At 68.1% G+C, this 24,960-nt stretch carries 17 protein-coding genes and 4 pseudogenes; 8 read left to right on the top strand and 13 right to left on the bottom strand.

All coding sequences use genetic code 11. The annotated features are described in order from the left end of the window. Positions 1 to 77: 77 nt before the first annotated feature. On the bottom strand, positions 78 to 827 hold the full coding sequence (locus tag ACIQTP_RS25905; protein WP_403403658.1) for a TioE family transcriptional regulator: 750 nt from the start codon (positions 825 to 827) through the stop codon (positions 78 to 80). 58 nt (positions 828 to 885) lie between these two features. Between ACIQTP_RS25905 and ACIQTP_RS25900 the strand changes: the two genes are divergently transcribed. The 6 genes and pseudogenes from ACIQTP_RS25900 (at position 886) to ACIQTP_RS25875 (ending at position 6,921) form a co-directional block, all read left to right on the top strand. Beyond that, a complete protein-coding gene (locus tag ACIQTP_RS25900) occupies positions 886 to 2,103 on the top strand; it encodes an erythromycin esterase family protein (RefSeq protein ID WP_403403656.1) in 1,218 nt (405 codons plus the stop codon). 163 nt (positions 2,104 to 2,266) lie between these two features. Continuing rightward, positions 2,267 to 2,535 (top strand): annotated as a pseudogene (locus ACIQTP_RS25895) (transposase); the annotation flags it as partial. 656 nt (positions 2,536 to 3,191) lie between these two features. Beyond that, positions 3,192 to 4,130, top strand: a complete 939-nt coding sequence (locus tag ACIQTP_RS25890; RefSeq protein WP_403403653.1) for an NAD-dependent epimerase/dehydratase family protein — start codon at positions 3,192 to 3,194, stop codon at positions 4,128 to 4,130. Further along, entirely contained in the window at positions 4,127 to 5,050 is a 924-nt protein-coding gene (locus ACIQTP_RS25885) for an RNA polymerase sigma-70 factor (RefSeq protein ID WP_403403650.1), read from the top strand. The genes ACIQTP_RS25890 and ACIQTP_RS25885 overlap by 4 nt, the downstream gene beginning before the upstream one ends. Positions 5,051 to 5,233: 183 nt before the next feature. Continuing rightward, on the top strand, positions 5,234 to 5,815 hold the full coding sequence (locus ACIQTP_RS25880; protein WP_403403647.1) for an NADPH-dependent FMN reductase: 582 nt from the start codon (positions 5,234 to 5,236) through the stop codon (positions 5,813 to 5,815). A 338-nt stretch (positions 5,816 to 6,153) separates the two neighbouring features. After that, positions 6,154 to 6,921 carry an SDR family oxidoreductase gene (locus tag ACIQTP_RS25875; RefSeq protein ID WP_403403644.1) on the top strand — a complete coding sequence of 256 codons (768 nt, stop codon included), beginning with the start codon at positions 6,154 to 6,156 and terminating at the stop codon, positions 6,919 to 6,921. 106 nt (positions 6,922 to 7,027) lie between these two features. On the opposite strand, the gene ACIQTP_RS25870 is transcribed toward ACIQTP_RS25875, so the two are convergent. The 5 genes from ACIQTP_RS25870 to ACIQTP_RS25850 all read right to left on the bottom strand — a co-directional run bounded on the left by ACIQTP_RS25870 (position 7,028) and on the right by ACIQTP_RS25850 (position 14,008). Beyond that, the gene (locus tag ACIQTP_RS25870) at positions 7,028 to 7,933 is read right to left on the bottom strand and encodes a YncE family protein (RefSeq protein WP_403403641.1); all 906 of its coding nucleotides are present in this window, start codon (positions 7,931 to 7,933) and stop codon (positions 7,028 to 7,030) included. Next, positions 7,930 to 8,919: a 3-hydroxyacyl-CoA dehydrogenase NAD-binding domain-containing protein gene (locus tag ACIQTP_RS25865; RefSeq protein ID WP_403403638.1), complete on the bottom strand. Its 990-nt coding sequence runs from the start codon at positions 8,917 to 8,919 to the stop codon at positions 7,930 to 7,932. Before ACIQTP_RS25865 ends, ACIQTP_RS25870 begins: the two co-directional genes overlap by 4 nt. Before the next feature lie 509 nt (positions 8,920 to 9,428). Then, positions 9,429 to 10,661, bottom strand: a complete 1,233-nt coding sequence (locus tag ACIQTP_RS25860) for a CaiB/BaiF CoA transferase family protein (RefSeq protein WP_403403635.1) — start codon at positions 10,659 to 10,661, stop codon at positions 9,429 to 9,431. A 5-nt stretch (positions 10,662 to 10,666) separates the two neighbouring features. Next, on the bottom strand, positions 10,667 to 11,893 hold the full coding sequence (locus ACIQTP_RS25855; protein ID WP_403403632.1) for an acyl-CoA dehydrogenase family protein: 1,227 nt from the start codon (positions 11,891 to 11,893) through the stop codon (positions 10,667 to 10,669). A 720-nt stretch (positions 11,894 to 12,613) separates the two neighbouring features. After that, a complete protein-coding gene (locus tag ACIQTP_RS25850) occupies positions 12,614 to 14,008 on the bottom strand; it encodes a vanadium-dependent haloperoxidase (protein WP_403403629.1) in 1,395 nt (464 codons plus the stop codon). Positions 14,009 to 14,829: 821 nt separating this feature from the next. Here ACIQTP_RS25850 and ACIQTP_RS25845 point away from each other — a divergent pair. Beyond that, positions 14,830 to 15,700 (top strand): annotated as a pseudogene (locus tag ACIQTP_RS25845) (IS5 family transposase). Here ACIQTP_RS25845 and ACIQTP_RS25840 read toward each other — a convergent pair. From ACIQTP_RS25840 to ACIQTP_RS25820, 5 genes and pseudogenes are all read right to left on the bottom strand, one after another. Then, a complete protein-coding gene (locus ACIQTP_RS25840; protein ID WP_403403626.1) occupies positions 15,697 to 16,563 on the bottom strand; it encodes a peptidoglycan-binding protein in 867 nt (288 codons plus the stop codon). The pseudogene ACIQTP_RS25845 and the gene ACIQTP_RS25840 sit on opposite strands and share 4 nt — an antisense overlap. 388 nt (positions 16,564 to 16,951) lie before the next feature. Beyond that, a complete protein-coding gene (locus tag ACIQTP_RS25835) occupies positions 16,952 to 18,379 on the bottom strand; it encodes a hypothetical protein (RefSeq protein ID WP_403403623.1) in 1,428 nt (475 codons plus the stop codon). Positions 18,380 to 18,471: 92 nt separating this feature from the next. Next, positions 18,472 to 18,681, bottom strand: a complete 210-nt coding sequence (locus tag ACIQTP_RS25830) for a class III lanthipeptide (RefSeq protein WP_403403620.1) — start codon at positions 18,679 to 18,681, stop codon at positions 18,472 to 18,474. Between the two features lie 43 nt (positions 18,682 to 18,724). Next, entirely contained in the window at positions 18,725 to 19,921 is a 1,197-nt protein-coding gene (locus tag ACIQTP_RS25825; RefSeq protein WP_403403617.1) for a lanthionine synthetase C family protein, read from the bottom strand. Between the two features lie 142 nt (positions 19,922 to 20,063). Beyond that, a pseudogene (locus ACIQTP_RS25820) lies at positions 20,064 to 20,602 on the bottom strand (IS5 family transposase); the annotation flags it as partial. An 888-nt stretch (positions 20,603 to 21,490) separates the two neighbouring features. On the opposite strand from ACIQTP_RS25820, the gene ACIQTP_RS25815 reads away from it, so the two are divergent. Then, on the top strand, positions 21,491 to 23,662 hold the full coding sequence (locus tag ACIQTP_RS25815) for a hypothetical protein (RefSeq protein WP_403403615.1): 2,172 nt from the start codon (positions 21,491 to 21,493) through the stop codon (positions 23,660 to 23,662). Positions 23,663 to 24,203: 541 nt separating this feature from the next. Here ACIQTP_RS25815 and ACIQTP_RS25810 read toward each other — a convergent pair. Both ACIQTP_RS25810 and ACIQTP_RS25805 read right to left on the bottom strand, forming a co-directional pair. Beyond that, positions 24,204 to 24,452: pseudogene (locus ACIQTP_RS25810) on the bottom strand (alcohol dehydrogenase catalytic domain-containing protein); the annotation flags it as partial. 52 nt (positions 24,453 to 24,504) lie between these two features. Next, positions 24,505 to 24,912, bottom strand: coding sequence for a cupin domain-containing protein (locus ACIQTP_RS25805; RefSeq protein WP_403403613.1), 408 nt, complete (start codon positions 24,910 to 24,912; stop codon positions 24,505 to 24,507). Positions 24,913 to 24,960: the final 48 nt, after the last annotated feature.

Genomic DNA, 24,960 nt, shown 5'->3' with positions numbered 1-24,960 from the left:
GGTCGCTCCGGGACATAGGGAAGACTGCGCGCCAGCGTGCCGACTGAACAATTGTCTTTCAATCTCGAAGACGCAGGTCAGGCCCAAGTTGGTCTGCGCTCGTGGAGGTACGCCTCCAGCTCGGCGGCCCCGGCCAGCATCGCGCGCCCGCGGGCGGACAGCCGACCGTGCCAGTCGCGCAGGGCGGCCTCCAGCGGCTCAAGACCGCCGGCCGCACGAACCTGGGCGATCAGCGGGGCGATCTGCTCCAGCAGGTAGCCGCCCCGCCTGAGCTGGTGGGCCAGCCGGGCATCGCGCACGTCGGCCTCGTCGTAGATGCGGTAGCCGGTCTGCGGGTCGCGGTGTGGGCGTACGAGCCCGGCGCGCTCCCATTTGCGCAGCGTCGCGGGCCGGATCCCGAGCTTCCCTGCCAGCGGCCCGATGAACGTGCCGGCGGTCCCGGGCACTACGGTCGGCTCGCGCTCGGACGCCTCCGCGGGCTCCAGGTCGAGCAGGGCGCTCTCCACGGCCTGGAGGGTCCGGCGGTCGTCGAGGAGCTGGGCGTGGCTCTCGTCGATCAGACGGAGCGCCTCCTCGACCGCGCCCTGGTTCACCGCCCGCATGATCGACGTCGCCGTCTGGTGGCCATGGCCGGGCACCAGGGCAAGAAACGCACGCAGGGCCCCTGCGTGCAGCGGGGTGTAGGTGCGGTAACCGTGAGGTGTTCGACCGGCGGCCGGAAGGATGCCGGCCTCCTCGTAGTTCCTGATCGCCTGCGTGGACAGACCGTGCCCGCGCGCCAGATCCACCGGCCTGAGCCGTTCGCCCTTTTGAAGGTTTCGCCCCATGCGAGCGACGATATCGCGGCAAAGTTTCAACCGAAGGTTCAGCGATAGCGTTGAAGGCATGGCTACTGACATCAGGGACACCGCACATGTCGTCGAGGCCGCCGCCGTCATGAGGCTGCTCCCGGCCCGGCCCCGGCTGCTCGCCCTGGGCGAGCCCACCCACGGCGAGGACACTCTGCTCGACCTGCGCAACGAACTCTTCCGGCAGCTTGTCGAGCAAGAGGGCTACCGGACGGTCACGCTCGAGAGCGACTGCATGATGGGCCTGGTCGTCGACGACTACGTCACCTCAGGCGCAGGCACCCTCGACGAGGTCATGGAGCGGGGAATCAGCCACGGCTGGGGCACCTTCACGGCCAACCGCGAGCTCGTGCGCTGGATGCGCGCCTACAACGTCCGCGCCGACAACGACGGCCGGCCCGCGTCCGAACGGCTCCGCTTCGCCGGTTTCGACGGCCCGCTGGAGATCACCCACGCCGCGAGCCCCCGGCAGGCCCTCACCGCACTCCACGGCTACCTCTCGACCCGGGTGGACGCGGACCTGCTCCCCTGCACCGCGGACACACTCGACCGCCTGCTCGGCACCGACGACCGGTGGACCAATCCCGCCGCGATGATGGACCCGTCCCAGTCCACGGGTCAGTCGGCCGAGGCCGGCCAACTGCGGCTGCTCGCCGACGATATGGTGGCCCTGCTCGACCAGCAGACGCCGCACCTGCTCGTGACGACCTCGCGGGACGACTGGGACCGGACGCGTCTGTACGGACGCACCGCCACCGGCCTGCTGCGCTACCACCACTGGATGGCGGACACCTCACCGGCCCGCATGACCCGGCTGGTGGGCCTGCGGGACCAGATGATGGCCCACAACCTCCTCGCCCTCGCCGAACGGGGCCCGGCACTCGTCAACGCCCACAACTCCCATCTCCAACGGGCCAGGAGCTCGATGCGGATGGGCGGGATGCCGCTGGAGTGGTGGAGCGCCGGTGCGCTGGTGAGCGCCCAACTCGGCGAGGAGTACGCCTTCGTGGCCACGGCCCTCGGCACGATCCGGCACCAGGGAGTGGACACGCCGCCGCCGGACACCGTGGAAGGACTCCTGTACGCGCTCCCGGAGGACCGCCGCGTCATCGACGCCCCGCGGCTGGCCGCCGCCCTCGGCGACACGCGGCCCGCACCCCGCGTATCCCCCTGGTTCGGCTACGCCCCGCTTGACCCGGCCCGCCTGGCGGAAAGTGACGGCATCGTGTTCGTCAAGGACGTCCCGCAGAGCTAGTGTCCTGCGCCGGAGATCCGTCGGCAGAAGGGGCGAGGGAGTCGAGGATCAGTGGCTGGCGTTCTTCGGCAGCTGTTTGCCCGGCCGGGCTCGTCAACCAGCCCGTCCGGCCGCCCAACTGCGAAGGTCGAGGTCGTATCCGGTGCAGAAGTCAGGGTGTCTGGTGGAGGCATCATCCGGCAAGTCCCGGCGTCGCAGGCTCAATCGTGGCGGGGACCGGCAGGCCAACTCTGCGCTCCACAGCTCGTTTTGGCCCGCCTGCGCTGGGATGCCCGCACCCGCGGCTACGTTGAGCGGCGCATCAGCGAGGGCAAGACGTGCCGCGAAGCCATCCACTGCCTCAATCGCTACATCGCACGAGAGGTCTATCAGGTGCTCACCCCGCCAAGACAGCACGTCACAACTCCAGTGTCAGCAGGTTGTCATCCATAGGGACATCAAACTCGCTGTCCCCTACCAGCCCACCGTCCACATCGCCGCCATCAATCAATGGCTCCCCAATCGGTGGGGGCGGGCTGCGCGCCCCCACACCGGCTTCGAAACATTGCAGGGAGTCCGGAGTCGTCTACTTCAGTTTGGTTTCCGAGCCATTGGTCACCACCGGGTCCGCCGAGGCCGGCTGGTAGCAACGGGCGGCCGCCACGTCGGAGGGCGACGGTGCGTCCGGCCGCGGAGTTCACGTACGGCCGACGGCTGTAAAACGGTCCGGCACGGTCATCACATCCCTGTCGGCGGACGCCGTAGACGGAGCAGAGCAGACCGGCCGGACACGCAGAACTCGTCGGCCCGGCGCCCCGACCGCCCGCGGGACACCGCACACAGGTCACACCGCCCGCAGGACAACGCCCGCAGGAGGCCGCCGCCTGATGTGTGCCGCACCCCGTGAGTTCCTCTGCCCTCTTCCAGACCCCGTGGCCAGGTCCGGCCCAGGGGCCGACGGCCGACGGCCCCGTCCCCGTCTCGGGCTGTGCCCGGGCGGCGCCGACGGCCTCCTCCCCGCCTCTTCCCGCCCCCGCCCTCCGATGTCACAGAACGGCTGGCTGTCTCGTCTCAGATCGTCGAAGACAGGCTCCGACATCAGGAAGGTGATGGTCATGCGGGTGTTCGTGGCAGGCGGGAGTGGAGTCCTGGGGCGGCGGCTGGTACCGCAGCTCGTGGCTCGTGGTCACCAGGTGACGGCCACGACGACGAGCACGGCCAAGCTCGGCTTCGTGGAGCAACTGGGCGCGGACGGCGTCGTGATGGACGGACTGGACCCGGTGTCCGTCGGCGAAGCGGTGGCGGCCGCCCGCCCGGACGTGATCGTGCACCAGATGACCGGGATCAGCATGGCTCACGCCGGCAAGCCCGACCTCAAGCACTTCGACCGGTGGTCCCTGCCCACCATCAGGCTGCGCACAGAGGGAACCGATCACCTACTGGCCGCCGCCGAGGCGACCGGCGTGCCGCATTTCGTCGCGCAGGGCTACGCCAACTGGAACGGGATCCGCGAAGGCGGCTGGGTGAAGACCGAGGAGGACCCGCTGGACCTGCACGAGAAGACACCCGCGCACCCGGCGATGGCAGCGCTGCGCCACGTCGAGGACGCCGTCACCGGCGCCGGCGGCGCGGTGATGCGATACGGCGCGTTCTACGGGCCCGGCGCCACCGACGACCAGGTCGTACTCGTGCGCAAGCGGCAGTTCCCGCTGGTCGGCAACGGCACCGGCTACGCCTCCTGGGTACATCTCGACGACGCGGCGAGCGCCACCGTCCTGGCCGTCGAACAGAAAGCGAGGGGCGTGTTCAACATCGTCGATGACGACCCGGCCCCGGCCGGTGAGTGGCTGCCCCATCTCGCGGCGTGCGCGGGGGCGAAGCGGCCGGTGCGCATCCACCCGTGGCTGGCCCGGCTGCTGGCCGGACAGGTGGTGGTGACGATGATGACCGAGGGACGCGCCTTCTCCAACGCCAAGGCCAGGCGGGAGCTCGGCTGGGAGCCACGCTATCCGTCGTGGCGGCAGGGCTTCGAGGAGGGGCTGGCGTGACCCGGACCGAGGAGTTCGAACAGCTGCGGCCGCTGCTGTTCTCGATCGCCTACCGGATCCTGGGCAGCGTGAGCGAGGCCGAGGACGCGGTCCAGGAGACCTGGCTGCGCTACGAGCTCTCCCCGACCCGGCCCGCGTCGGCCAAGGCGTTCCTCTCGGCCGTGGTCACCCGGATCTCGATCGACGTGCTGCGCTCGGCCCGCCTGCGGCGGGAGGAGTACGTCGGGCCATGGTTCCCCGAGCCCCTGCTCACCGACCCCTACGAGGACCCGGAGCACTCGGCGGAACTGGCCGACTCTCTGTCGATGGCCTCCCTGTTGCTGCTGGAACGGCTCAGCCCGCTGGAACGTGCGGTCTTCGTCCTGCGGGAGGTGTTCGCCTTCGGCTTCCCTGACATCGCCTCGGCGGTGGGCAGGTCGGAGGCGGCGTGCCGTCAGCTCGCGGTACGGGCACGCCGCCACATGAACGCCGGCCGGCCCCGGTTCGAGGCCGACCGGGAGGAGCGCGAGAGGCTCGCCGAGCGGTTCTTCGACGCCTTGCGGGAGGGGAACATCGACGGGCTGCGGGAACTCCTCGCCGCCGACGTGTCGCTGGTCGGGGACGGCGGCGGCAAGGCCCCGCAGTGGGCCAGGGGCTTCTTCGGCGCCGACCATGTGTCCCAGGTGCTCGCCACCCTCCTCCCGCCGTTCATCCAGATCGGCGGCGTCGTGGAACCGCACCAGCTGAACGGCCAGCCGGGCGCGATCTTCCGCGACCCGGACGGCAAGGTCCTCAACACCTGGACACTCGACGTCCTCGACGGACGGATCCAGACGATCCGCACGGTGAGCAATCCCGACAAGCTCGGGCACGTGGGCCCCGTGGCGGACGCATGGGCCGTCCTGCGCGAAACAGAGCAGGTCTGTCGGGACGTGGACTGACCCGAAGAGAGGTCACCGCGCTCCCGACCTGTGACACCAGGGCAAACAGCGGCGGAACGCGACGGCTTGCCGCACCCCCCACCAGAAGCCAAGCAGCGACAAGTTCGGCACACCAGAACGAGAACCACCGGAACCAGAACCACCGAAACCAGAACCACCGGAACCAGAATCGGAGAATCGGACATGATCAGGATCGGCATCATCATCGGCAGCACCCGCCCCGGCCGGAACGGCGACCGGGTGGCCCAATGGGTGCGGGACCTGGCGGTTGAACACGCGGGCGACACCGCGGACTTCGAGCTCGTGGACCTTAAGGACTACGCGCTTCCGCTGCTCGACGAGCCCGTGCCGGCGCGCGTGGCACCGGGCCGGCGGCCGCACACACGGCGATGGGCCGAGCGGATCGGCTCGTGCGACGCCTTCATCGTCGTCACGCCCGAATACAACACCGCCCCGCCCGCCGCCCTGACCAATGCCATCGACTACCTCTACGCGGAGTGGGGCGGCAAGCCGGTCGGCTACGTCGGCTACGGCGTCTTCGGCGCGGTCATGGCGGTGCAGAAGCTGCGTGCGCAGGCGGGCCCGTTGCGGCTGGCGGACATCGGGCCTCAGGTGGCGCTGACGCTGCGCGAGGACTTCGTAGCCTTTACCGACTTCCGGCCGCAGGAGCTGCACGTGGCGGAGGTGCACGGGCTGGTCGACGAGCTGATGGCGTGGGCGCGGGCACTCGGCCCGCTGCGCGCAGCTTCCCGGGCTGCTGCTTGAACGGCCGAAATCCCCTCCTGTGTAACGTCATAGCCGCCGTGCGAACGGTGGCGGGCCCCCGGCCCCTGTGTCACCGACCTCCTCAGACGCGGCCTGAGCACCGCGTGGGCATCGCATCGACAGGCCACCCGCGATGGCACCCGAGCAGATCGCCCATGCCCGCAAGCTGCTGACCAACCAGCCAGCACCAGGCGGCGCAGCCAACCATCCTCCCCACCAGTCTTCTGTCCCCATGTCACAGACATCGGGGCCCTCTCGTCTCGGGTGACGCCCTCTCGTCTCGGGTGACAAGGACAGGCCCTGAGAAGAACACGCCATCCCAAAGCAAGGAGTTGGTCATGACCGAGTACGCCACACACCAGACGATCGCGCTGATTACCGGGGCGAACAAGGGGATCGGCCGTGCGGCTGCCGAGCAGCTCGCCGCGCTGGGCATGACGGTCCTGGTCAGCGCCAGAGACCCACGGCGCGGCGAGGATGCCGCTACGGCGTTGCGCGCGGCCGGCGGCAACGCGCACGCGGTCGTCCTGGACGTCACCGACCAGGCCACCGCCCGGATGGCCGCACAGCAGATCGAGGAGCGCTTCGGCCACCTCGACGTGCTGATCAACAACGCCGGCATCACCGGCTCCGGGCAGGTCTCACCCGAAGGCGCCCACGATCAAGTCCCGAGCTCTGTCGACCTGGACATGGTCCGGGCGGTGTTCGAGACCAACGTCTTCGGGGTGATCGCGGTGACCAACGCCATGCTCCCGCTGCTGCGCCGGTCACCGGCGCCACGCATCGTCAACGTCAGTAGCGCTGCCGGGTCGCTGACCATCACGAGCGACCCGGACGGCCCACTGGCGGCTCTGCCGACGTCGGCCGCGTACACGCCCTCCAAGGCCGCACTGAACGCAGTGACCGTGCAATACGCCAATGAACTGCGCAAGAACGGCATCCTCATCAACGCCGCCGACCCCGGCTACGTCGACACGGAGATCAACGACCACAGCGGGTACCTCACGGTCGCGCAGGGCGCCGCGGTCCTGGTGCGCCTGGCCACGCTCGGCGCGGACGGGCCGACCGGTGGGTTCTTCAGTGAGGACGGCCCGGTGCCCTGGTGATGGTGACCCTGACCGTCGCAGGACTCGTCCCCCGTCTCGGCCCCCTTTCGCCGGCGCCGACGGCGTGCTGGTGAGCGCGGTTGATGGTGGGGTCGACCGACACCGTCTAGGCCCTCGTTCCGGTCGGCAGCTGGGCACGGGCGATGCCGGTGAGGTTGCCCTGCAGGAAGAGGATCTCCCGTTGGTTCGATCCGTTGAGATCGGCCGCGTAGACGTTCCCGGCGAGGTCGGTCACGTACATGCGGCCGTCGTCCGGATCGAGGGCGAGGCCGATGCCTTCCATGAGGTGGGTCAGCAGGATCTCGGGTGTCCGCTGCCCTTCCGGCGCGTCAATCGGCGAGCGGTTCACACTGTTGCCCCGCGGCGGGTCCCCGCGATCCGTCCAGTACAGCGTACGCTCCGTGAGGTCGAGCTCCAGGTCGATCGGCTCGGGGAGCCCCTCGAACAGCACCTCGATGTCGCCGCGTTCGGCCGCACTTTCCCCAGCGGGCAGGTCGATTCCGGCTCGCAGGATCTTCCCGAGTCCCGCGTCACTCGGGCCCTTCTGTGTCCAGTAGAGGTGTCCGCCGACCGGGTCGACGGCGACTCCCACGCACCACCTGGTCTCGTCGCGGCGGTCGTCCTCTCCCTGTCCCGTCTGCACGAGGGTCTCGACGTTGCCGCCGTCGAGGTCGCAGCGCATCACGCGCATGCCTTCGCGATCACCCCAGTACAGCTTCCCGCCGGCGGCCTCGAAGTGGAGTTGCTTCGGCGTGTGCGTGACGCCGCTCGGGACGATCGTCGTCCGGTTGCCTCCGTCCAGGTCCACACGTTCGATCGAGCCGTCGTTCTCCGGCGGACGGCCCATGTTCGTCCAGTAGATGTGCCCGGCCCGGACATCGACGGCGACCCCGTCGGGGATCCTGCATCCGGTGACGATGACCTTCTTGTCGGAGCCGTCGGGGTTCACGGAGAACAGGCGACCGCCACTGCTGGCCTCGAGCACGAACAGCCTTTCCTGGCGCTGCGTCACGACTCCTCCTTCGCCGGGCGACCGGCTGCGGCGCTCCGCGGGCCGAGCGGGTCGTGCTCGGCCCGCACGGCCAGCAGGGCGGACAGCATCGCGTCGCGCCGGGCGGCCAGCTCATCGACCGACTGGCCGTGCGCCTCCTGCAGGACGCCGCCCACGATTTTCTCCTTGAGCTCGGGCGTGAACTCGGGGGTGCCCAATTCCTGCCAGGACGCGACCATTCGCGGCATGAGAGTGTCCATGAAGTGCTGAATGCCGCCCTCTCCTCCGCCGAGATGCCACAGCAGATGGGGACCCATGACGCCCCATCTGAGCCCCGGCCCCCAGGACACCGCGTCGTCGGAGTCCGCCACGTCGAGCACTCCCTCTTGGACCAGGTACACGACCTCTCGGTACAGCGCGGCCTGGATCCGGTTGGCGACGTGCCCGGGAAGCTCCTTCTTGAGGTGAATCGGCTTCTTGCCGATCGCAGCGTAGAACGACATGACGTCCCGGACCGTCTCCGGGGCGGTCCTCGCCCCGCCCACGACCTCGACCAGCGGGACGATGTGCGGCGGATTGAAGGGATGACCGATCACGGTCCGCTCCGGACGCCGGCATTCGGCCTGGATGGCGCTCATCGTGATGCCCGACGAACTCGACGCGATGATCGCGTCCGGGGGCGTGGCGTCGTCGATGTCGGCGAACAGCTTGACCTTGAGTTCCGGACGCTCCGGCGCATTCTCCTGTACGAAGTCGGCGTCCGCGACGGCCTGACGCATGTCCGCGGTGAAGCTCAGGCGGTCGAGCGACGCGTCGGGCGCGAGCCCGATCGAAGCAGCCGTGTCCCATGCCGCCTCCACATACGACCGCAGGGCCGTCTCCGCGGTGGGGGCGGGGTCCGTCGCCGTGACGTCGAAGCCTCGGACGAGATAATGCGCCGCCCAGCTCGCACCGATCGTGCCGGTGCCGACGATCGCCACGCGGTGGACGGGCTTGTGTGCGTTCATGACTGGTTCACTGCTCCCTGAAAGTCGGACACGGGCTGCGGGGGACATGCGGCTGAGGTAGCCGGCATCAGTGGCCGTGCCCGGGGGGCACGTCTCTCGGCGTACGCCCGTACGCCGTCCCGCGCGTCCTGGCCGGCGGCCGCCCGCTCGTGAGCTCGTCCTGGTGTCTGATGTCTGGCGTCCGAACACGTCACTCTCCTTTAGGCGCGACGCCGGGCGGAGTCAGCTCCTTGACGAGCCCGTACTCCATGACTTCGGTGGCGTTCAGCGGCTCGCCCGTGAGCAGTACGCGCGGGGACTTGGTACGGAAGGGGGTGCGGCAGCCTGACGAGTCCGCCCTCTGCCGCCACGAGCCCACGCATGACCTCGGTCCAAGGCCACCGCGGGCTGTACCGCGACCATGTGGTCGACGGCGTTCTTCTGCGCCGGCCGGTTGATAGTGGTGGTGATGGTCAGGACGCTGCCGCGGCGCTCGTGGAGCACTACGCGAGACGCTTCGGGCGTCGCGCTCATCGCGCCCTCTCCGCTTCGGCCGGGCCGGGAATCGCTCCCTCGGCACGCAGCTCGGCGATCTCGGCGGGGCCGAATCCCAGCTCGGCGAGGACCTCGTCGTTGTGCTCGCCCAGGTCCGGTGCCCGCTTGGCCGGGACCTTCGCGACGCCTCGCAGGTTGACCGGGCTGTTAACGGTGTACTCCAGACCGCTGACTCCTTCCAGCGGCACGACGATGTCGTTCGCGCGCAGCTGCGGATCCTGCGCGGCCTCCTCCGGTGTCTGAATGAGGCTGTAGGTGACGCGTTCCCGGGTCAGGGCGTCCTTCCAGTGGGCGAAGGGCCGCGAGCGGAACTCGGCGTCGAGCAGCTCGGTCAGCGCGGTGGAGTTCCTGACGAAGCCCTCGATGTCCGCGAAACGGGGATCCTCGAGCAACTCGGGGTGCCCGATGGCCCGTGTCAGCCCCGGCCAGTGCGGGGCTGAGGTGACGAGCATGAACCACTCGCCGTCCGCGGTCCGGTAGGGGTTGATCAGCGGGTTCGCCGGCGCCTTCCGGTCGTGCAACTCGAACGGGGTGCCGTCGGCGAGCGCGCCGGCCACGAGCGTTCCCGTGGCCCAGACGCCCTCGGCGAGCAGCGACGTCCCGACGCTCGCCCCTTGTCCCGTCCGCTCACGACGGTAGAGGGCGGTCACGATCGCCGCGTAGATCCCGATCGCCGACATGTAGTCGCCGCTGCCCCAGACCGGGACCGTCGGCGGGGCTCCCGCGTCCCGCGTCGAGGCCAGCAGCCCGCTGCGCGACCAGTAGGCGGTCAGGTCGAAGCCCGGCTGCCCGGCGTCGGAACCGGCATCCCCGAAGCCCGTGATGTCGGCGTAGACGACCCGCGGATTCCAGGCCGCCACCTCGTCGTAGCCGAGGTGCAGCTTCTCGCGCGTGCCGTGCGGGAAGTTGGTGATCACCACGTCGGCCCACTCGACGAGGCGTTTGAGGATCTTGGTGGCCGCCGGCGCCTTCAGGTCGATGACCATGCCGCGCTTGTTGCGGTTGGCGAGGTGCCAGCTGTAGTTGGCCTGTGCCCGGGGGCTGGGCGGCACGGAGCTCAGCCCCCGCTGGGGGTCGCCCTTTCCCGGTGGCTCGATCTTGATGACGTCCGCTCCGAAGTCGGAGAGCACGGTGGCCGCGGCCGGTCCCGCGATGAAGCTCGAAGCGTCGAGGACCTTCAGACCGGTGAAGACGGATTCGGTGGTCATCGCCGTCACCGCACGAAGGCGCTCAGGCCGTCGGTGACGGCACGTCCGACGATGAGGGTCTGGATCTCCCGCGTGCCCTCGTACGAGTAGATGGCCTCGGCGTCGGCGACGAAGCGGCCGACCTTGTAGTCGAGGAGGATGCCGTTGCCGGCCAGCAGCTCCCGCGCCCACCCCACGTTCTCGCGCATCCGCACGGTGCAGTAGGCCTTCGCCAGGGCGGACTGTTCATCCCGGAATACCCCGGCGTCCTGCAACTGGGCCAGCCGCGTCATCATCCCGCACGAGGCCGTGGCGTTCCCGAGCATCTTCACGAGCAGGTCCTGCACGAGCTGGAAGCCCCCGATCGGGCGCCCGAACTGCTCGCGCTGCTTCGCGTACTGCAGGGCGATCTCGTAGGCGGCGAACATCACTCCCACGGCCTGCCACGCCACCCCGCTGCGCGTCTGGCGCAGGATCTTGGCGGTGTCCTTGAACGAGTTCGCGTTCTGCAGCCGGTTGGCGTCCGGCACGCGGCAGCCGTCGAGCACGATGTCGGCGTTCTGCACGATCCGCAGCGCCATCTTGTTCTCGATCTTCGTCGCGGTGAATCCGGGGGTGTCCTTCTCCACGACGAAGCCCAGCACATGACGGGTCTCGACATCGCGGGCCCAGATGACGACCAGGTCGGCGAACGTCGCGTTTCCGATCCACCGCTTCGCGCCGTCGAGGATCCATTCGTCGCCGTCACGGCGCGCGGTCGTCTGCAGGCCGCCGGCCACGTCGGAGCCGCCGTGCGGCTCGGTCAGCCCGAAGGCGCCGATCTTCTCGAAGCGGCTCATCGCCGGCAGCCACCGCCGCTTCTGTTCGTCGGAGCCGCAGGTGAGGATGGTGCCCATGGCCAGACCCGTGTGTACGCCCGCGAATGTAGCCACGGACGCGTCGACATGCGCCAACTCCAGCGCGAGGAAGCCCGCGAGGAGGTTGCTCGGTTTGGATTCCGGGGAGTCCGGGTCGGCCCAGTCCATAAGACCGAGCCCCCCGAAGCCCTCGATCAGCTGGAAGGGGAACTCTGCCCGGGCCCAGTGGTCGTCCACGATCGGTGCGACCCGTGTGCGGAGGAACTCGCGGACGGACTCGAGCTTCTCCCGCTCCCCGTCCGGCAGCAGGTCCTCGTAGGCGTAGAAGTCGGCGGGCAGCAGCCCTTTGTCCAGGTAGGGACCGGATGGTGTCGGCAAGGTCGTTGCGCCGCTCATGGCAATCTCCCTCAAGCGCTGCGGGGCATGGCTCGGAGATCCGCGCCCGTCAGCGCTCTCCGCGCCTGGCGTTTCGGTTCTCCGGCGCGATTAAACGCGGATCCCGGGCCGGTCCCCCGGACCCGCGCCGCCCGGGGGTGCCGTTGTCGCCAAGGACCACCCCAGTGGCCCGTCCCCGCCCGGTGTGGCGGAGGTGAGGCAGGACTGCGAGGTGCCCGAGAGGAACGGGGGCAAGCCTGTCGGCGAGCGGGAGGCCTACCGGGTACTGGAGAACGTCCAACCCTGACGGGGCGCCGCATGCGGGATCAAGTGCAGGAGGGCCGCCCGTACGGGGTAGCCCCTTTCCGGTTGACTTGGTAAAAGCTGTTCTGGTGGCACACTTCGCGGTCGGCCACGGGGCCGGTCCGGGGTCTGACCCAGCTCCACAAATGGTCTGTGAACACGGCTTGACGTGGGTCGTCAAGGCGCGTTCACAGCCTCTTCCCTGGAGTGACTGCCCCTGCTGAGCTGCCGGGCGCGCTGCTCCATTTCGAGCGTAGTCCGCGAGCGGCCGCTCCGGGCCGCCCGCGTCGCACTTGCCGCGGAGGAAGCACTCCCAGTCCCCGCTCGGTCTCTGTCAGAAGTGGCCGACCCCTGCGAGGGAAAGGTCAATGCGCTGATCCGGTGCTCAAGGCAGATCGGAAGCCCGGCACGACGCCGAACCCTCTTCGGCTCTGTGGTTCAGTCGGTGTCGCCGCCGCACTTGGTCTCGGCGAGCGCGTCCCGCCGAGCCGTTCGTGTCGGCGGGGACAGCTGGGTGCCGTCCTTGGTGACCGGCTGGAAGTAGTGGTCCAGCGCCCAGTCGGCCACGTGGGTGCCGGCCCGGCAGCCCGCTACGTCCGCCGTGCGGGAGTGGACGCCGCCCCACACACGGGCGTCGACGACGTCCCGGTTGAAGTCGTCGGCGGACCCGTAGAACCGCGTGGTGCCGGTGACCTCGGAGGGGACGTAGAGGTCGATGCGCGAGGTGCCGAGGACGCCGGTCAGGGCGCGTGCTACGGCGGCGGCGACGGTCGTATGGCCGGCGATGTAGTCCGGGTGCGGCGGGGTGAGGAGCAGCGGCTCCCATGCCGGGTCTGCCGTCGTCGCGGGGTTGCCGTCGGTGTCGGCGAGGCGGATGGCGGTGATCGGACGCCAGGAGCCGTAGTGGAACTTGGCGTCCCATGCCGTGACGACGGCATCGGTCGCCGACGCGTTCACCGCGGCGAACAGCCGGGCCGTCTCGGCGATGCCGAGCCGGTGCCGGGTGGCGTGGTCTCGTACGGCTGTCTGGACCTGTTCGACCAGGTTGCCGCTGAAGAAGAGGGCGGTCTCGGTCTGCTGTGCGCTCCTGCCCGAGCCGGTCTTCGCACCCATGGCTTTCAACTCCTGGACATCCTTGGCGTACGCGGCCGAGGAGATGGCGGGTGGTGCGCCGGGGCGGAACTGCTGCGGTGAGGCGAGCAGGAGGGGACGGAGCCTGGCGAGCCAGGTGTCGATGAAGGGCTGGAACGCGGGCGGGGTGGGCCGCCAGACCCCCGGTGCCGGGGAAGCGGTGAAAGGAACGTCCGCGAACCTTCCGTCCCCTTCCCGGAGTTCGATGATGCGGGCGGCGGCGCGCTTTCCGTAGTCAACGCCCCGGTCTCTGGCCTGACCGGCCGGAAGAGCGGCGAGCGAGTCCGCGTAGGCGGTGTCGAGCCGCTCCTTGAAAGCAGGGAAGTAGGTGAGCAGCACGTCGTGGGCCGCAGTGGCGGCAGCCGCCGCGGAGGATGCCTTGGCCGGACCGCGCTCGCGCCATTTGTACAGGGCGTAGCCGCCTTCGATCCCCACCACGGCGTTGTACACGGCGACGGAGACGAATCCCTCCCAGATCGCTGCCTGCCCGGAGGGGCGTGGGCCGAGGCTGGTCTTGATCGTGTCGGTGGCGATGGCGTTCCACTCGCGGACCACGGCTGCCGGGACCTCCGCGGTCCGGGTGTCCTGGTCGGGGGGACTTGTCGCGGCGGTGAGCGTCAGCAGGGCGATGGCCGCGACGGCGCGGGTGAATCCCCGGGCACGTGAACGCGGAGGAGCGGGAAGAGGGGGCTCTTGATGCACAGCGTCCTCCATAGAGTTGAGTGCCCAAGGCTTAGCAACGGCCCACTACGTGAGCAAGACAACTCGCCGCGAACCGGGCAGGCCCAGGGCGCCCACGAACGCCTCACCGCCCGCTACGAGGAGATCACCGCCGGACGGGCACTGCACCCGCCCGGGGCCTCGGGCGAAGCGCGCTGCGAGGGGCAGGCTCGCCAACCCGGCTGCGTTGATGACTCAACAGCGTGCCGCGCTCTTGAACGGCGCGTTCTTCGGCGCCCCGGTCTGGGGGCTGACCTCCATGTCGCATTGCGCGGCGTCGTCCTTCACCGCGGCGGACGCATCACCGGACTGCCGTTCCCCCCACGCGCCTGGCGGGACGGCCTCGGCGTCCTGTACGACCTGCGCAGGCGGGCGAGCTCACCACCGAACTCGCAACGGCGTGCCCGCGGTCACCGCCGACGAGCCGCCCACCTCTCGCTCCTCGCTGTCGCCGTCGCCGACCGCGACGGCGGCTGCCCCGGCCATGCGCCAAGCCCGTCCGCCCTGCGCCGTCCCGATGCTGTGCCGGTCCTCCGAGGCCTTGCCCGCCCCGCGGCGACATCGTGGCCGCCGGACACGGCGTCCCTCCCACGCCGCGAACCGGCCGGACCAGACGAGGTCTGCGGGTAATTCCACCGCGGCCGGCACATCGCCCTGGTCTACGACGACCCCACCCGACCGCCTTACGACCCCCCGCCCGACATTCTACGGTCGGAGGGCGGCCAGTCCAGCTAGCGCAGTCGCGGGAGTAACTAGGGCGTGTCCTGTAAGGGTTCTGGCCTGGTATCGGTGATCAGGCGTTGGTGGTGGGACGTGGTGAGTTGACCGAGAACGCTTGGGCCCGGATCGAGCCGTTGCTGCCGCCGGTCAACAGTGGCGGCCGGCGGTGGCGTGATCACCGTCAGGTGATCAACGCGATCTTGTGGAAGCTTCGAACCGGCGCTCCGTGGCGAGACTTGCCCGAGCGCTACGGGCCCTGGAAGACCGCGCATGAGCGGCTGAGGATGTGGACCGCGGACGGCACCTGGGAACGCATCCTCGCCGAGGTCATCGTCAAAGACGATGCTGTCGGGAACGTGGAATGGACCTTCAGCATCGACTCCAGCTCCGTGCGGGCCCACCAGCATTCTGCCGGGGCCCGGAAAAAGGGGGCTGTAGCACCGGATGGGTCGAAGCCCTTGGACGGTCCCGCGTCATCCTGACCAGCAAGATCCACCTCGCTGTCGACGGACGTGGACTACCGTGTCGGTCATCCTGACCCCGGGCCAGGCCGACGACAACCCGCAACTACTGCCACTGCTGGACCAGGTCGCGGTCGGCCGTGACGGACCGGGCCGCCCTCGCGCACGCCCCGACCAAGTCCTGGCCGACAAGGCCTACTCGCACCCGTCAACCTGGGGGGCAATGCGAGCTCGGGGGATCGCGTTCACCAGCCCGCAGCGCAGCGACCAGATCGCCCACCGCAAAGCTAAAGGCTCCCGTGGTGGACGCCCACCCGTCTTCGATCCTGACCGCTACGCCGGCCGCAACGTCGTCGAACGCTGCTTCAACCGACTCAAACAGTTCCGCGGACTCGCCACCCGCTACACCAAACGCGCCGCCTACTACCGCTCAGAAATCATCATCGCCGCCATCGTGTTGTGGCTGCGTGCCGACCTAAAGGACACGGCCTAGCAGCCATTCCGCTGGAGGCAATCAACGACGTCTGCCTGGGCCGCGACAATCTGCTCCAGAAGACGGGCGAGTTGGAACTGCAGCTGTTTCATCGCGTTGGGGTCGTTGTCGTTGGCGGGCATGCTGTCCAGCAGCTCGTTGATCTTCTGCTGCAGGTCCTTGACCTTGTTCATCTCGTTCGCGCATAGCTCCGCACATCGTGTGCCGCCAATAACACCCTCGATGGCGTCGACTATGTCTTGAACGGCATCACGGATCTTCTGCGACAACAATCGCATGCGATCCTTGAGACCTTTCAGCGTCTCTTTGGCTGCTCGCTGCCAGATCGGGTTGGAGGTGATGACGATGAGCAACGCCAGTATGAAGATGAGAACAATGATCAAGGGAACCACTTGCACCGCCCCGAGCAGGGTCAAGCGGATGCGGTCGACCGGGGCGATAAGGTTCGGAACCGGGTTGGCAAAGCGACTGGCGCCAGCAACGCGTTCAGTGGGAGCAAGCGCGGAGAAGTCGCTGCGAATATCATCGAAATCGGCAGCCACGTCGCCCGGCGTCCCGGGAGGCGTCGGCGCAGTCAGAATGGGGAAGCCTTGCTCCTGCACGATCGTCGCATAGAGACTGCTGCTGACTTCATCGAGCCGGGTGAAGCTTGGCCCTGTCGGGTCGATCCGGCCATCGACCAGTAGGCCAGGATTCTGCTGCTGGAATTCCGAGATTGCCGCGATGGTCTTGGGACCGACCAGCCCGTCAACGTCAAGCGGAACGTGGCCTGCTGCGATCTGCAGATCGCTCAGCAGACGCTGCACCGCCATGACGTCGTCTGGACCGTTGATACCGCCCTGTCCGACAGATCCGCTGATCACAGTGACCTCCCGAGTGTGGGACGCAAAGCAATTTCACCATCGGCTGCGAAAGACCAGTGGTTAATACCCCCTCGCCACCCCGCTGTTCGCCACGGGGCGCTGGTGCGGGCCGCAAGAGGCGAGAGACTTGCCGTTTGCAGCAGGGACGGAGTTGATGGCCGCCCTGAACCGACCCGGTGATCTTGGAGACTCGAATCATTGTGTTCTGTCTGGGACATAGTGCTGGTCGTAGTTGATGGCCTCGTATTCTGCGGTCGAGTCGATGGCTACGGCCAATGACATGTGCGTGCTTGTTCGGCGATTTTATCTCGGGTGGTCGGCTGGCTGCCACAGCTCACGCGAGTGGACCTTCCTACGTGCCCAGGGGCTCGCCGGCTCGCGACCTCCATCATTCGGGTTGCCAATCGCTAAGCATGTCGCACGCCGCGACGACATCACCATCGACCAGCGCAGCTATTACGTGTCGTACCTCGGGCGGGATGCCGTGCCGAACGAACTCGTCGAGGAACCGCGGCAACGCGCTTGGATCGAGACTGAAGTAGCTTACCGCCATCAGCGCGCATGCAAGTACCATGCCCAAGGCGTAGAAATCATCCTCAGGCACCAGTGTTTTACGGATATCTCGAGCCGGGTGCTTGAAGCCTGGCGTCGCCCACATTGCCGCGAACCGCTTCTGCTCACAGGAGTCCGTGTCCACGGTGGCGCTCTCGAAGTCGATCATCCACATCCGGCCATCTTCGGGATTCTTGAGCACGTTGTCCGCCGAAAGATCACCGATGAGAACACCGCGCTCGTGGACACGAAGAACCATGTCGATCAATGCAACAGCGGTCGTTTTGAACCTGGTCGACCAGGAACGCACCCTGGCACTGTTGCGGACATACGGAGACACGATCACCTCGTCCCTCGCCCAGTCGGTCCGGATCCGCCGTCCGTCCACCCGCGCTTGAACGAGGAATAGGTGCCCGCCGGACTCGAGCAGCGCGATACCGGCCGGGACGAACTCGAGACCCTTCAGCTTCTCCAAGATCATGAACTCGCGCTCGATCAAAGACACGGCATCGCCGGCGAGTTCTCCGGAACGCCAGCAATTCGTATGCGGACGGGCCTCCTTGATCACAACCGGCTCCGACGTGACGGTGTCGACGCCCGCGTAGACGCCGCCGGCATTTGAGAAGGTGAGTGCTTCGTCGATCTGGAAGCGTCCGTCGAGGAGCACCTCGTCATGGGGCGGCCGACTCTGATCGTGCATGAATGGGTCGGAGACCCATGCGGGAAGCTGGTGGTATGGAAGGCGAATATCCGGGACGTAGTCGCCAGTCGGCGAAATCAGGTAAGTCTCGCGCGTGCCATCGAGGGTGACCCGCTGCGGCGGCCAGAAGCCGCCATAGCGGTAGAACAGCACGCCGGTGGTGCCGTACTGGCGGTCCGACAAGATCCGGGGACCCGTAAGACCCAAATGCTCCGTACTGTGTTCCAGCTCTATAAGCAGCCGCGCGAACGAGTCATCGTCTGGTGGGTAGATAGTCATGAACTTGCCGGAGGCGCCGCGCGGATAGCGCTTCGATTGGAGGGTGTAGTGAAGGTCCGGGTCACCGACGATCTTGAAGTCAATGCCCGCTCGGCCCAGCTGTGGGACGATCGCCTCAAGAGCGCGGACTGCGTCATCCGGTGTTGCGGACACGTGAATCTTGAAGCCCTGTGTAAGTGCCCGCGTCCTGCGGGTCGCCTCTGACGGCGGAGGCACGCCGAAGACCCACATGCCTTCGCGCTGCACGCTCCAATCCGAAGGAAGAAGCGACCGCAGTGTGGTCACGTATTCTGCCGTGAGCCGGTGACGACCTACCGGTTCCCGCGCGTACGGGGCGGCCTGTAGTTTGGCGCGCGACCCTGCCATGCGAGCGGCGCTCACTCTGTCGGGGCTTCCTTCATTGCCTCCTCGATGCAGTGGCAGCCCAGGCTCAATCCGCTTGCGCCGCCGCAGCTGCGCGACTGATGACTGGCGCCCGCAAAGTCCGCGTTTTCGGCGCGCACCCTCAGCCGCTGCAGGCCGAGGACGGCTTCGATCTGAGCCAGACGGGCAGAAAGATCGCCAAGATCAGGTGTGGACTCGGACATCAGACGCTCCGTCCATCGTTGATCAGTGGTCCTGGGGGCAATTTTATCTCTCCGACAGGCAATGGTCGAGTTCGAACGTGAGGCGCGGACGGCTATCGAGCAGTCTGACGAAGAAGAGCCCCACACCGGCTGCGCCGCAGGAGAAGTCGCTAGAGACCTTGTCCAGCGAGACGCCGGGCCACGCCACTCCGCGCGGCCGGCGCAGCTGGAACCAGAGAATCGTCTCTGCAAGGTCGACCGCGCGGTCACGATAGCGCTCCTCCCCCGTGGCGGCGTACATGTCGAGCAGGAACTCGGCGATACCGGCCATACCCTCGAATTGGCCGGGAGTTACGGTGAACTTGATGAACAACGACTCGGCGATGCGCCGCGCGATCTCGAGGTAGCGGGGCGAACCAAGCGCTTGATGGAAGCGGATGACGACCGCTCCGATACCCGCCGCCCCGTGGATCCAGTACGGCCTGATGGTTGGATCCTCTTCCCAGCGACGCCAAGTCGGCCCCCATTCGTTCGCCTCCTCGTGCGCGAGGTCGAACTCGAGGGCTCGCACCGCAACTTCCTTGGCCGTGGCGTCACCGGTGAGGAGGTGGAGGTGCAACATGAACAGTGCGATCCCACTCGAACCATAGCCATAGCCATAATGGACGCGCTCCTCACTCCGGACCGGCCAGCACAGCAAGTCCATCCTTCTCTCCGCAGAGTCGATCACGAACTCCGCCGCGCGAAGCGCCCAGACCATGTGGTCGCGATCGCCCGTGCGCGTGAACCGGTGCAGGCTGCACAGGCCCCAACCGGCCGCCCCCAGCATGACGTGCGGCGCCTCGAACTTCAGTCGCGAGCGATACAACTGCACCATGGCGTCGTCAGCCCGATCCTCACAACCCAGCCGTTGAAGGGCATAGGCGATCCCGCCGAGGCCGACATACATCCCAGGCGGGTAGTCCTCGGCGGACAGATCCCTGTTGAGCAACCAGTCGCTGACTTCGACGGGAAGGCGGTCCAGCTCATGCAGGAGCAATGCCGGGCCACACGCACCATATGCCAAGCTCATCGGGTTAGTGCTGTAGAGCTCTTGCTCACCGGGCCATAGCCGGTCGGTGCGATCACATGCCGCGGTGGCGAGCAGGTACCCCACGGTCTGGTCCAGCGCCGTTCGCACGTCGGAGAGGATCCGATTCCGGGCCTCGTCCGAAAACAGCGGTCGTCCGTAATCCTCCGGCAGCGATCCCAATCCGGCCATATTCAGGACTGTACCGACACGCCCTGCGAGAGGCGACGCGTGCAGCCCCAATACCTCAAGGACACCATTTACTGCGACGGTGCCAGCGCCGCCTGTCCTTCTCTCTGGCGGGCCAGTGGCGCCGCACGGACCAGGTCGGTCAGGCCTTGTCGGCCAGGACTCGGTCGGGGCGTGCGCGAGGGCGGCCCGGTCCGTCACGGCCGACCGCGACCTGGTCCAGCAGTGGCAGTAGTTGCGGGTTGTCGCCCGCCTGGCCCGGGGTCAGGATGACGCGGGACCGTCCGAGGGCTTCGCCGTCGACGGCGAGGTCTTCGACCCATCCGGTGCTACAGCCCCCTTTTTCCGGGCCCCGGCAGAATGCTGGTGGGCCCGCACGGAGCTGGAGTCGATGCTGAAGGTCCATTCCACGTTCCCGACAGCATCGTCTTTGACGATGACCTCGGCGAGGATGCGTTCCCAAGTGCCGTCCGCGGTCCACATCCTCAGCCGCTCATGCGCGGTCTTCCAGGGCCCGTAGCGCTCGGGCAGGTCTCGCCACGGAGCGCCGGTTCGAAGCTTCCACAAGATCGCGTTGATCAGCTGACGGTGATCACGCCACCGCCGGCCGCCACTGTTGACCGGCGGCAGCAACGGCTCGATCCGGGCCCAAGCGTTCTCGGTCAACTCACCACGTCCCACCACCAACGCCTGATCACCGATACCAGGCCAGAACCCTTACAGGACACGCCCTAGGAGCCGAGGTGCCGAAGATGAATCCCAGGACCGACGCCGGCGACACCCCCGACGCAGATGCCCCCGGTGAATGGCTCATCGGCCAAGGAACCGGCGAAGCCCACGACCTCACCAGCACGCCGCCAACAACCCGCCCGCGCCCGGCAACGGGGGCGCACCGACACAAGGTCGAGCTGCACCGGCCCCGCGTCGAGGAGCTGGAGACCGTCAACACCGCCCTCTACCTCCACTGCCCGCTGCTGGTCACCGGCAAGAGCACCCTCCCACACGCCGTTGTCGCCGAACTGGGCTCGAGCCGGGTACTGCGCCGGCCGGTCGCCAGCCGCACCGTCCCGGGCGAGGGGCCCCACCACTACGACGCCATCGCGCGGGTCAGAACAGCCAGATCGCTTCCCGCACCCGAGGTGCCCCGGTCGGCGACAGCGACAGCCACATCCGGCTCAGCCGAGTGGGCACCACAACGCCGTCCACCGCCAAGCCCCGGTTCCCGCTCGATGAGTTCGCCAAGAACGACATCGATCTGCCCAACGATCACCTCAACATCCTGGAGGAAGGCGAGTTCACCAGGAACGCTCCCCGGCGTGCGACCAGAGCTAGGATCATGTCCTTGCGTTGGCTCAGTAAGCCAACCCTCTCAACGGGAGCCTGCTTCACCTACGCCTTCTCCCTCGGCGGCCTGCTCGCCACCGGCCGCATCAGCGACCCAACCCGGGCCTGGCGACTCGTCGTTCTCGCCGTCACCTCCATGACATACGGCGCTGGGAAGCGCCCCCTCTCCTCCCCCGGCGCCGGAAAACTCCTGTGCGCCGGCTCGCACACCTCTGCGATCATCCCCGAATGGCGCACAGTCTCGAATCGTTGGTCATCCGGCACACCCACCGTCTTGCCTCCCCCAAGGGCTCCGCCGGGGAAGGAGCCACCGCCGCACGGCAGTTCGACGTGGCGCTGACATCCGTGGGCTTCAAGCTCTCGGCGGAGCTGCTGGAGCGGCTGTCGGGGCTGTCCGAGGCCGCGGTCGTGCACACCGCCAGGCGGACGCTGCGCACCGTGAGCGAGATGGTGGGCGACCACGTCCGGCACAACTCGTACTTCATCGACTTTCCGGCGAACGTTCCGGACACCGCAGAATTCTGGATGCGGTGCGTGGCGAAGGCGCTCGGCGACGACAAGTCACGCGAGAACGTGCTGACGCAACTGGCACATGGGGTGCTGGACCTGCTCAGCCTCCCCACGTACGGCCGCTACCAGCACACCTACGAGGAGATGCTCGCGGCGCAGGACGAGCTGATCGCTTCGGCGGGCGACCGGGTGACCGTCCTGCACCTCGGGCGGGACCTGGACGACGAACTCAGGGACCTGTACCTGGCCTTGGCGGGCAGCGCGACGCCACTGGGCGAGGACCACCTGCGCGACCTCAAGACCCTCGCCGAGAAGTGCGCGCTCGGCCCACAGCCGGAGGCGATCCCGGTCCGGGAGAACCGGGCGGTCGTCAACGAGGCCCGTCTCGCTGTCGGCGCGGACCTTCTGTTGGACACCGTCATTGATGTGCTGCGGCTGGCCTGCGCGCTGTCGGACGGCGACGTGACGCTGCGGGAGCCGACCCGGTTTCGGGCATTCTCGCGGCCGGCCCGCCGTGCGCTGCTGGCGGGCCTCGACGCCGTGGTCACGGCGAGCCCCGCGAAACTCGCCGATGTGCACGCGTACCGCGAGCCTTTCAAGCGGCTCGGTGAGCGTCTCCACCCGCACGAATACCCGCGCTGGCCGCACGCCGCCGATGTGTTCGCCGTAGCGCGGGGAGAGAAGGAGGCGCGGTCCTTCGACAGCCGTGTCGAGAAGCTGCTCGACGAGTTCGACGTCCTCGGTGCGGTGCAGCTGCTGAAGTCAGCTCCGGGCAAGCTGTTCCGCGCCCTGGACCTCCTGCTGCGCATCGCCGCCGACCAGGAGGAGCGGGACGCGGTGGTGGCCGCCGCGGTGCGGGTCGCTCCCGAGGTCTCCGGCCGGGTCGTGCTTTCGGTCCGTGAGCACTTCCAGAACCGGGCGCGGGAGAGCGACGAACCCCGCGTCTTCGTCAACCGCCGTGGTCGCGGCTGGGTCGCCCCCGACGTCCGGCCGCCCGTCCCCGCCGCCGACCGCAATCGTCTGATCGCCGCCCTCGACGCCGAGATGCGCCGCAGGCTGCCGGCGCCGGGCCGGCTGCTGCTCGACCCCGACGTCCTCGATGTGGCGCTCCCGCTCAGCGGCAGGGCGACCGCGGCCGGACTCGGCGTGTTGCCGCGGGGTTCGGTCTCGGCGGTCGACGGCGAACTGCTGCGCTTCTTCGTGTACTGGAGGGAGACCGAGAAACGGACCGACTACGACCTCTCGGCGCTGCTTCTCCACGCCGACTACAGCACCGACTCCTGGCTCTCCTACACCTCCCTCAAGGCTGTCGGGGGCGAGCACTCGGGCGATGTCACCGAGGCGCCCGACGGGGCCTCGGAATTCATCAACCTGTCCCTGGACCGGGTACGCAGCACATTCATCGTTCCGCAGGTCAACATCTACGCCGGCGAGAGCTTCGAGGAGGTCGAGGAGTCGTTCTTCGGTTTCATGTTGCGCGACGGTGAGCAGAAGGGCCGGCCGTTCGAGCCGCGCACGGTGCGGATGAAGTCGGAGCTTCGCGGGGTGGGTCGAGTGGCGCTGCCGCTGGTGTTCCGGCGCGAGGACGACGGCCGGTGGCGCGCGAAGTGGCTGCACCTGCATCTGAAGGGCATCTCGTCGGCCAACCGGGTCGAGGAGAACCAGGTGTCGGTGGCCAAGGTGGTGCGCGCCATCGTAGAGCGCGAGCATTTGACGGTGCGGTACCTGATCGACCTGATGTCCGGCGACACCACGGCCGTGGACCTGTGGGACGGCGGGCCGGTCCCGGACGAGCCCGTGATGTACATCGGTCTCGAACGTCCCGAGGGGCTGCACCCGGACTCCCGAGTCATCATCCTCGAAAATCTGCGCGACCTGATCCCGGGCTGAGTGCTAGCGTTGCCCACGGCGAGGCCATGAAGGGGCTTCCTTCTCAATTCCTTTACCGAAAACAAGTTCTTTCGCTTTCCTCGCCGTCGGCTTCGACTGGGAGGCGCCCGCGCGGCGCCTCCCAGTTTTCGTGTGCACCAACGGTCATCACCCCGGAAAACGCACACGACTTGGGTCCGATCCGATTGATAGCATTGCCTGAGGCGAGGCCATGAACGGGCTTCCTCCTCCGCCGTGAAAGCGGCTTAAATGCAAAGAGTCCCTTCGCTTTCCTCGCCCTTGACGTCGCTCCGGGCGGCGCCCGCGGTCACCGCGCGGGCGCCGCCCGATCAGGTGGCGATGCCTCGCCAGCTCTTCAGTCAATTGATCAGACGCTCGACGGTGTTGCGCTCCCTGTACAGCTCGGCGTCGTGACTGAGGGGCCGGCCGCCGCCGCTGCCCCTTCGCCGAAGACCAGCCGACCGCCGAGCGCTCCTGAGGCGCGTGGGGCTGTTTCAGCACGTGATCGTGGAAGTTATGGAGAGCGCCGGGCAGAGGCGGGCCCAATGACGAACCGCCCTGGCTCGACGTCCCGCACCCCGGTGCCGGTCTCCTCCACGACGCCGACGTACTCGTGGCCGATCGGCGTGGGCTGGGCGACACCGTTGATGCCTCGGTAGTCCCACAGGTCGGTGCCGCACAGGCAGGCGGCGACGGTCCGGATGATCGCGTCGGTGGGAGCGAGGATCTTCGGGTCGGGGAGGTCTTCCACCCGGATGTCACCGGGGACGTGGACCACGGTGGCGCGCATAGCTCTTTCCTGAATGGAGAGGGTGAACACGGCGAGGGGCTAGGCAGTTCGGTCAGCGCGCGGTAGCGGTGCTGGTGCGCGGGCCGGTGTACTCGGCGTCGGTGACGTGCTCCAGCCAGTTGACCTCGTCGCCCTCCCACAGGGCGATGTGGCTCATGAAGTTGTCGGGGGTGGCGCCGTGCCAGTGCTCCTCACCGGGCGGGCAGGAGATGGTCTCGCCAGGGTGGGCCTCCAGGATCGTGCCGTCGCGGGTGCCGATCAGGGCGATCCCCTCTGTGATGTGGAGGGTCTGGCCCAGGCCGTGGGAGTGCCAGGCGGTACGGGCCCCGGGGGTGAAGCGGACCATGTTCGCGCGCGCCCGGGAAGGCTCCTCGCCCCGGTGGATGACATCGGCGTAGGCATCCCCGGTGAACCACTGGGCGGGCAGCTTCATGGTCGCGGGCTTCTTGATGATCTCCATGTGGTACTCGCTCCTTGCGTCGGCCGTCGCAAGCCGGCCGTGGTGGGT

The organism is Streptomyces sp. NPDC090798 (assembly GCF_044768965.1).
Classification (GTDB): Bacteria; Actinomycetota; Actinomycetes; order Streptomycetales; family Streptomycetaceae; genus Streptomyces.
Note: the sequence above shows the minus strand (reverse complement) of the source record. Positions and strands in the feature narration are given on the sequence as shown.

Coding starts and splice junctions, on each gene's coding strand:
- ACIQTP_RS25905 (WP_403403658.1), bottom strand. CDS start 827: ATGGGGCGAAACCTTCAAAAGGGCGAACGGCTCAGGCCGGTGGATCTG.
- ACIQTP_RS25900 (WP_403403656.1), top strand. CDS start 886: ATGGCTACTGACATCAGGGACACCGCACATGTCGTCGAGGCCGCCGCC.
- ACIQTP_RS25890 (WP_403403653.1), top strand. CDS start 3,192: ATGGTCATGCGGGTGTTCGTGGCAGGCGGGAGTGGAGTCCTGGGGCGG.
- ACIQTP_RS25880 (WP_403403647.1), top strand. CDS start 5,234: ATGATCAGGATCGGCATCATCATCGGCAGCACCCGCCCCGGCCGGAAC.
- ACIQTP_RS25875 (WP_403403644.1), top strand. CDS start 6,154: ATGACCGAGTACGCCACACACCAGACGATCGCGCTGATTACCGGGGCG.
- ACIQTP_RS25865 (WP_403403638.1), bottom strand. CDS start 8,919: ATGAACGCACACAAGCCCGTCCACCGCGTGGCGATCGTCGGCACCGGC.
- ACIQTP_RS25860 (WP_403403635.1), bottom strand. CDS start 10,661: ATGACCACCGAATCCGTCTTCACCGGTCTGAAGGTCCTCGACGCTTCG.
- ACIQTP_RS25855 (WP_403403632.1), bottom strand. CDS start 11,893: ATGAGCGGCGCAACGACCTTGCCGACACCATCCGGTCCCTACCTGGAC.
- ACIQTP_RS25830 (WP_403403620.1), bottom strand. CDS start 18,681: ATGTCCGAGTCCACACCTGATCTTGGCGATCTTTCTGCCCGTCTGGCT.
- ACIQTP_RS25825 (WP_403403617.1), bottom strand. CDS start 19,921: ATGGCCGGATTGGGATCGCTGCCGGAGGATTACGGACGACCGCTGTTT.
- ACIQTP_RS25815 (WP_403403615.1), top strand. CDS start 21,491: ATGGCGCACAGTCTCGAATCGTTGGTCATCCGGCACACCCACCGTCTT.
- ACIQTP_RS25805 (WP_403403613.1), bottom strand. CDS start 24,912: ATGGAGATCATCAAGAAGCCCGCGACCATGAAGCTGCCCGCCCAGTGG.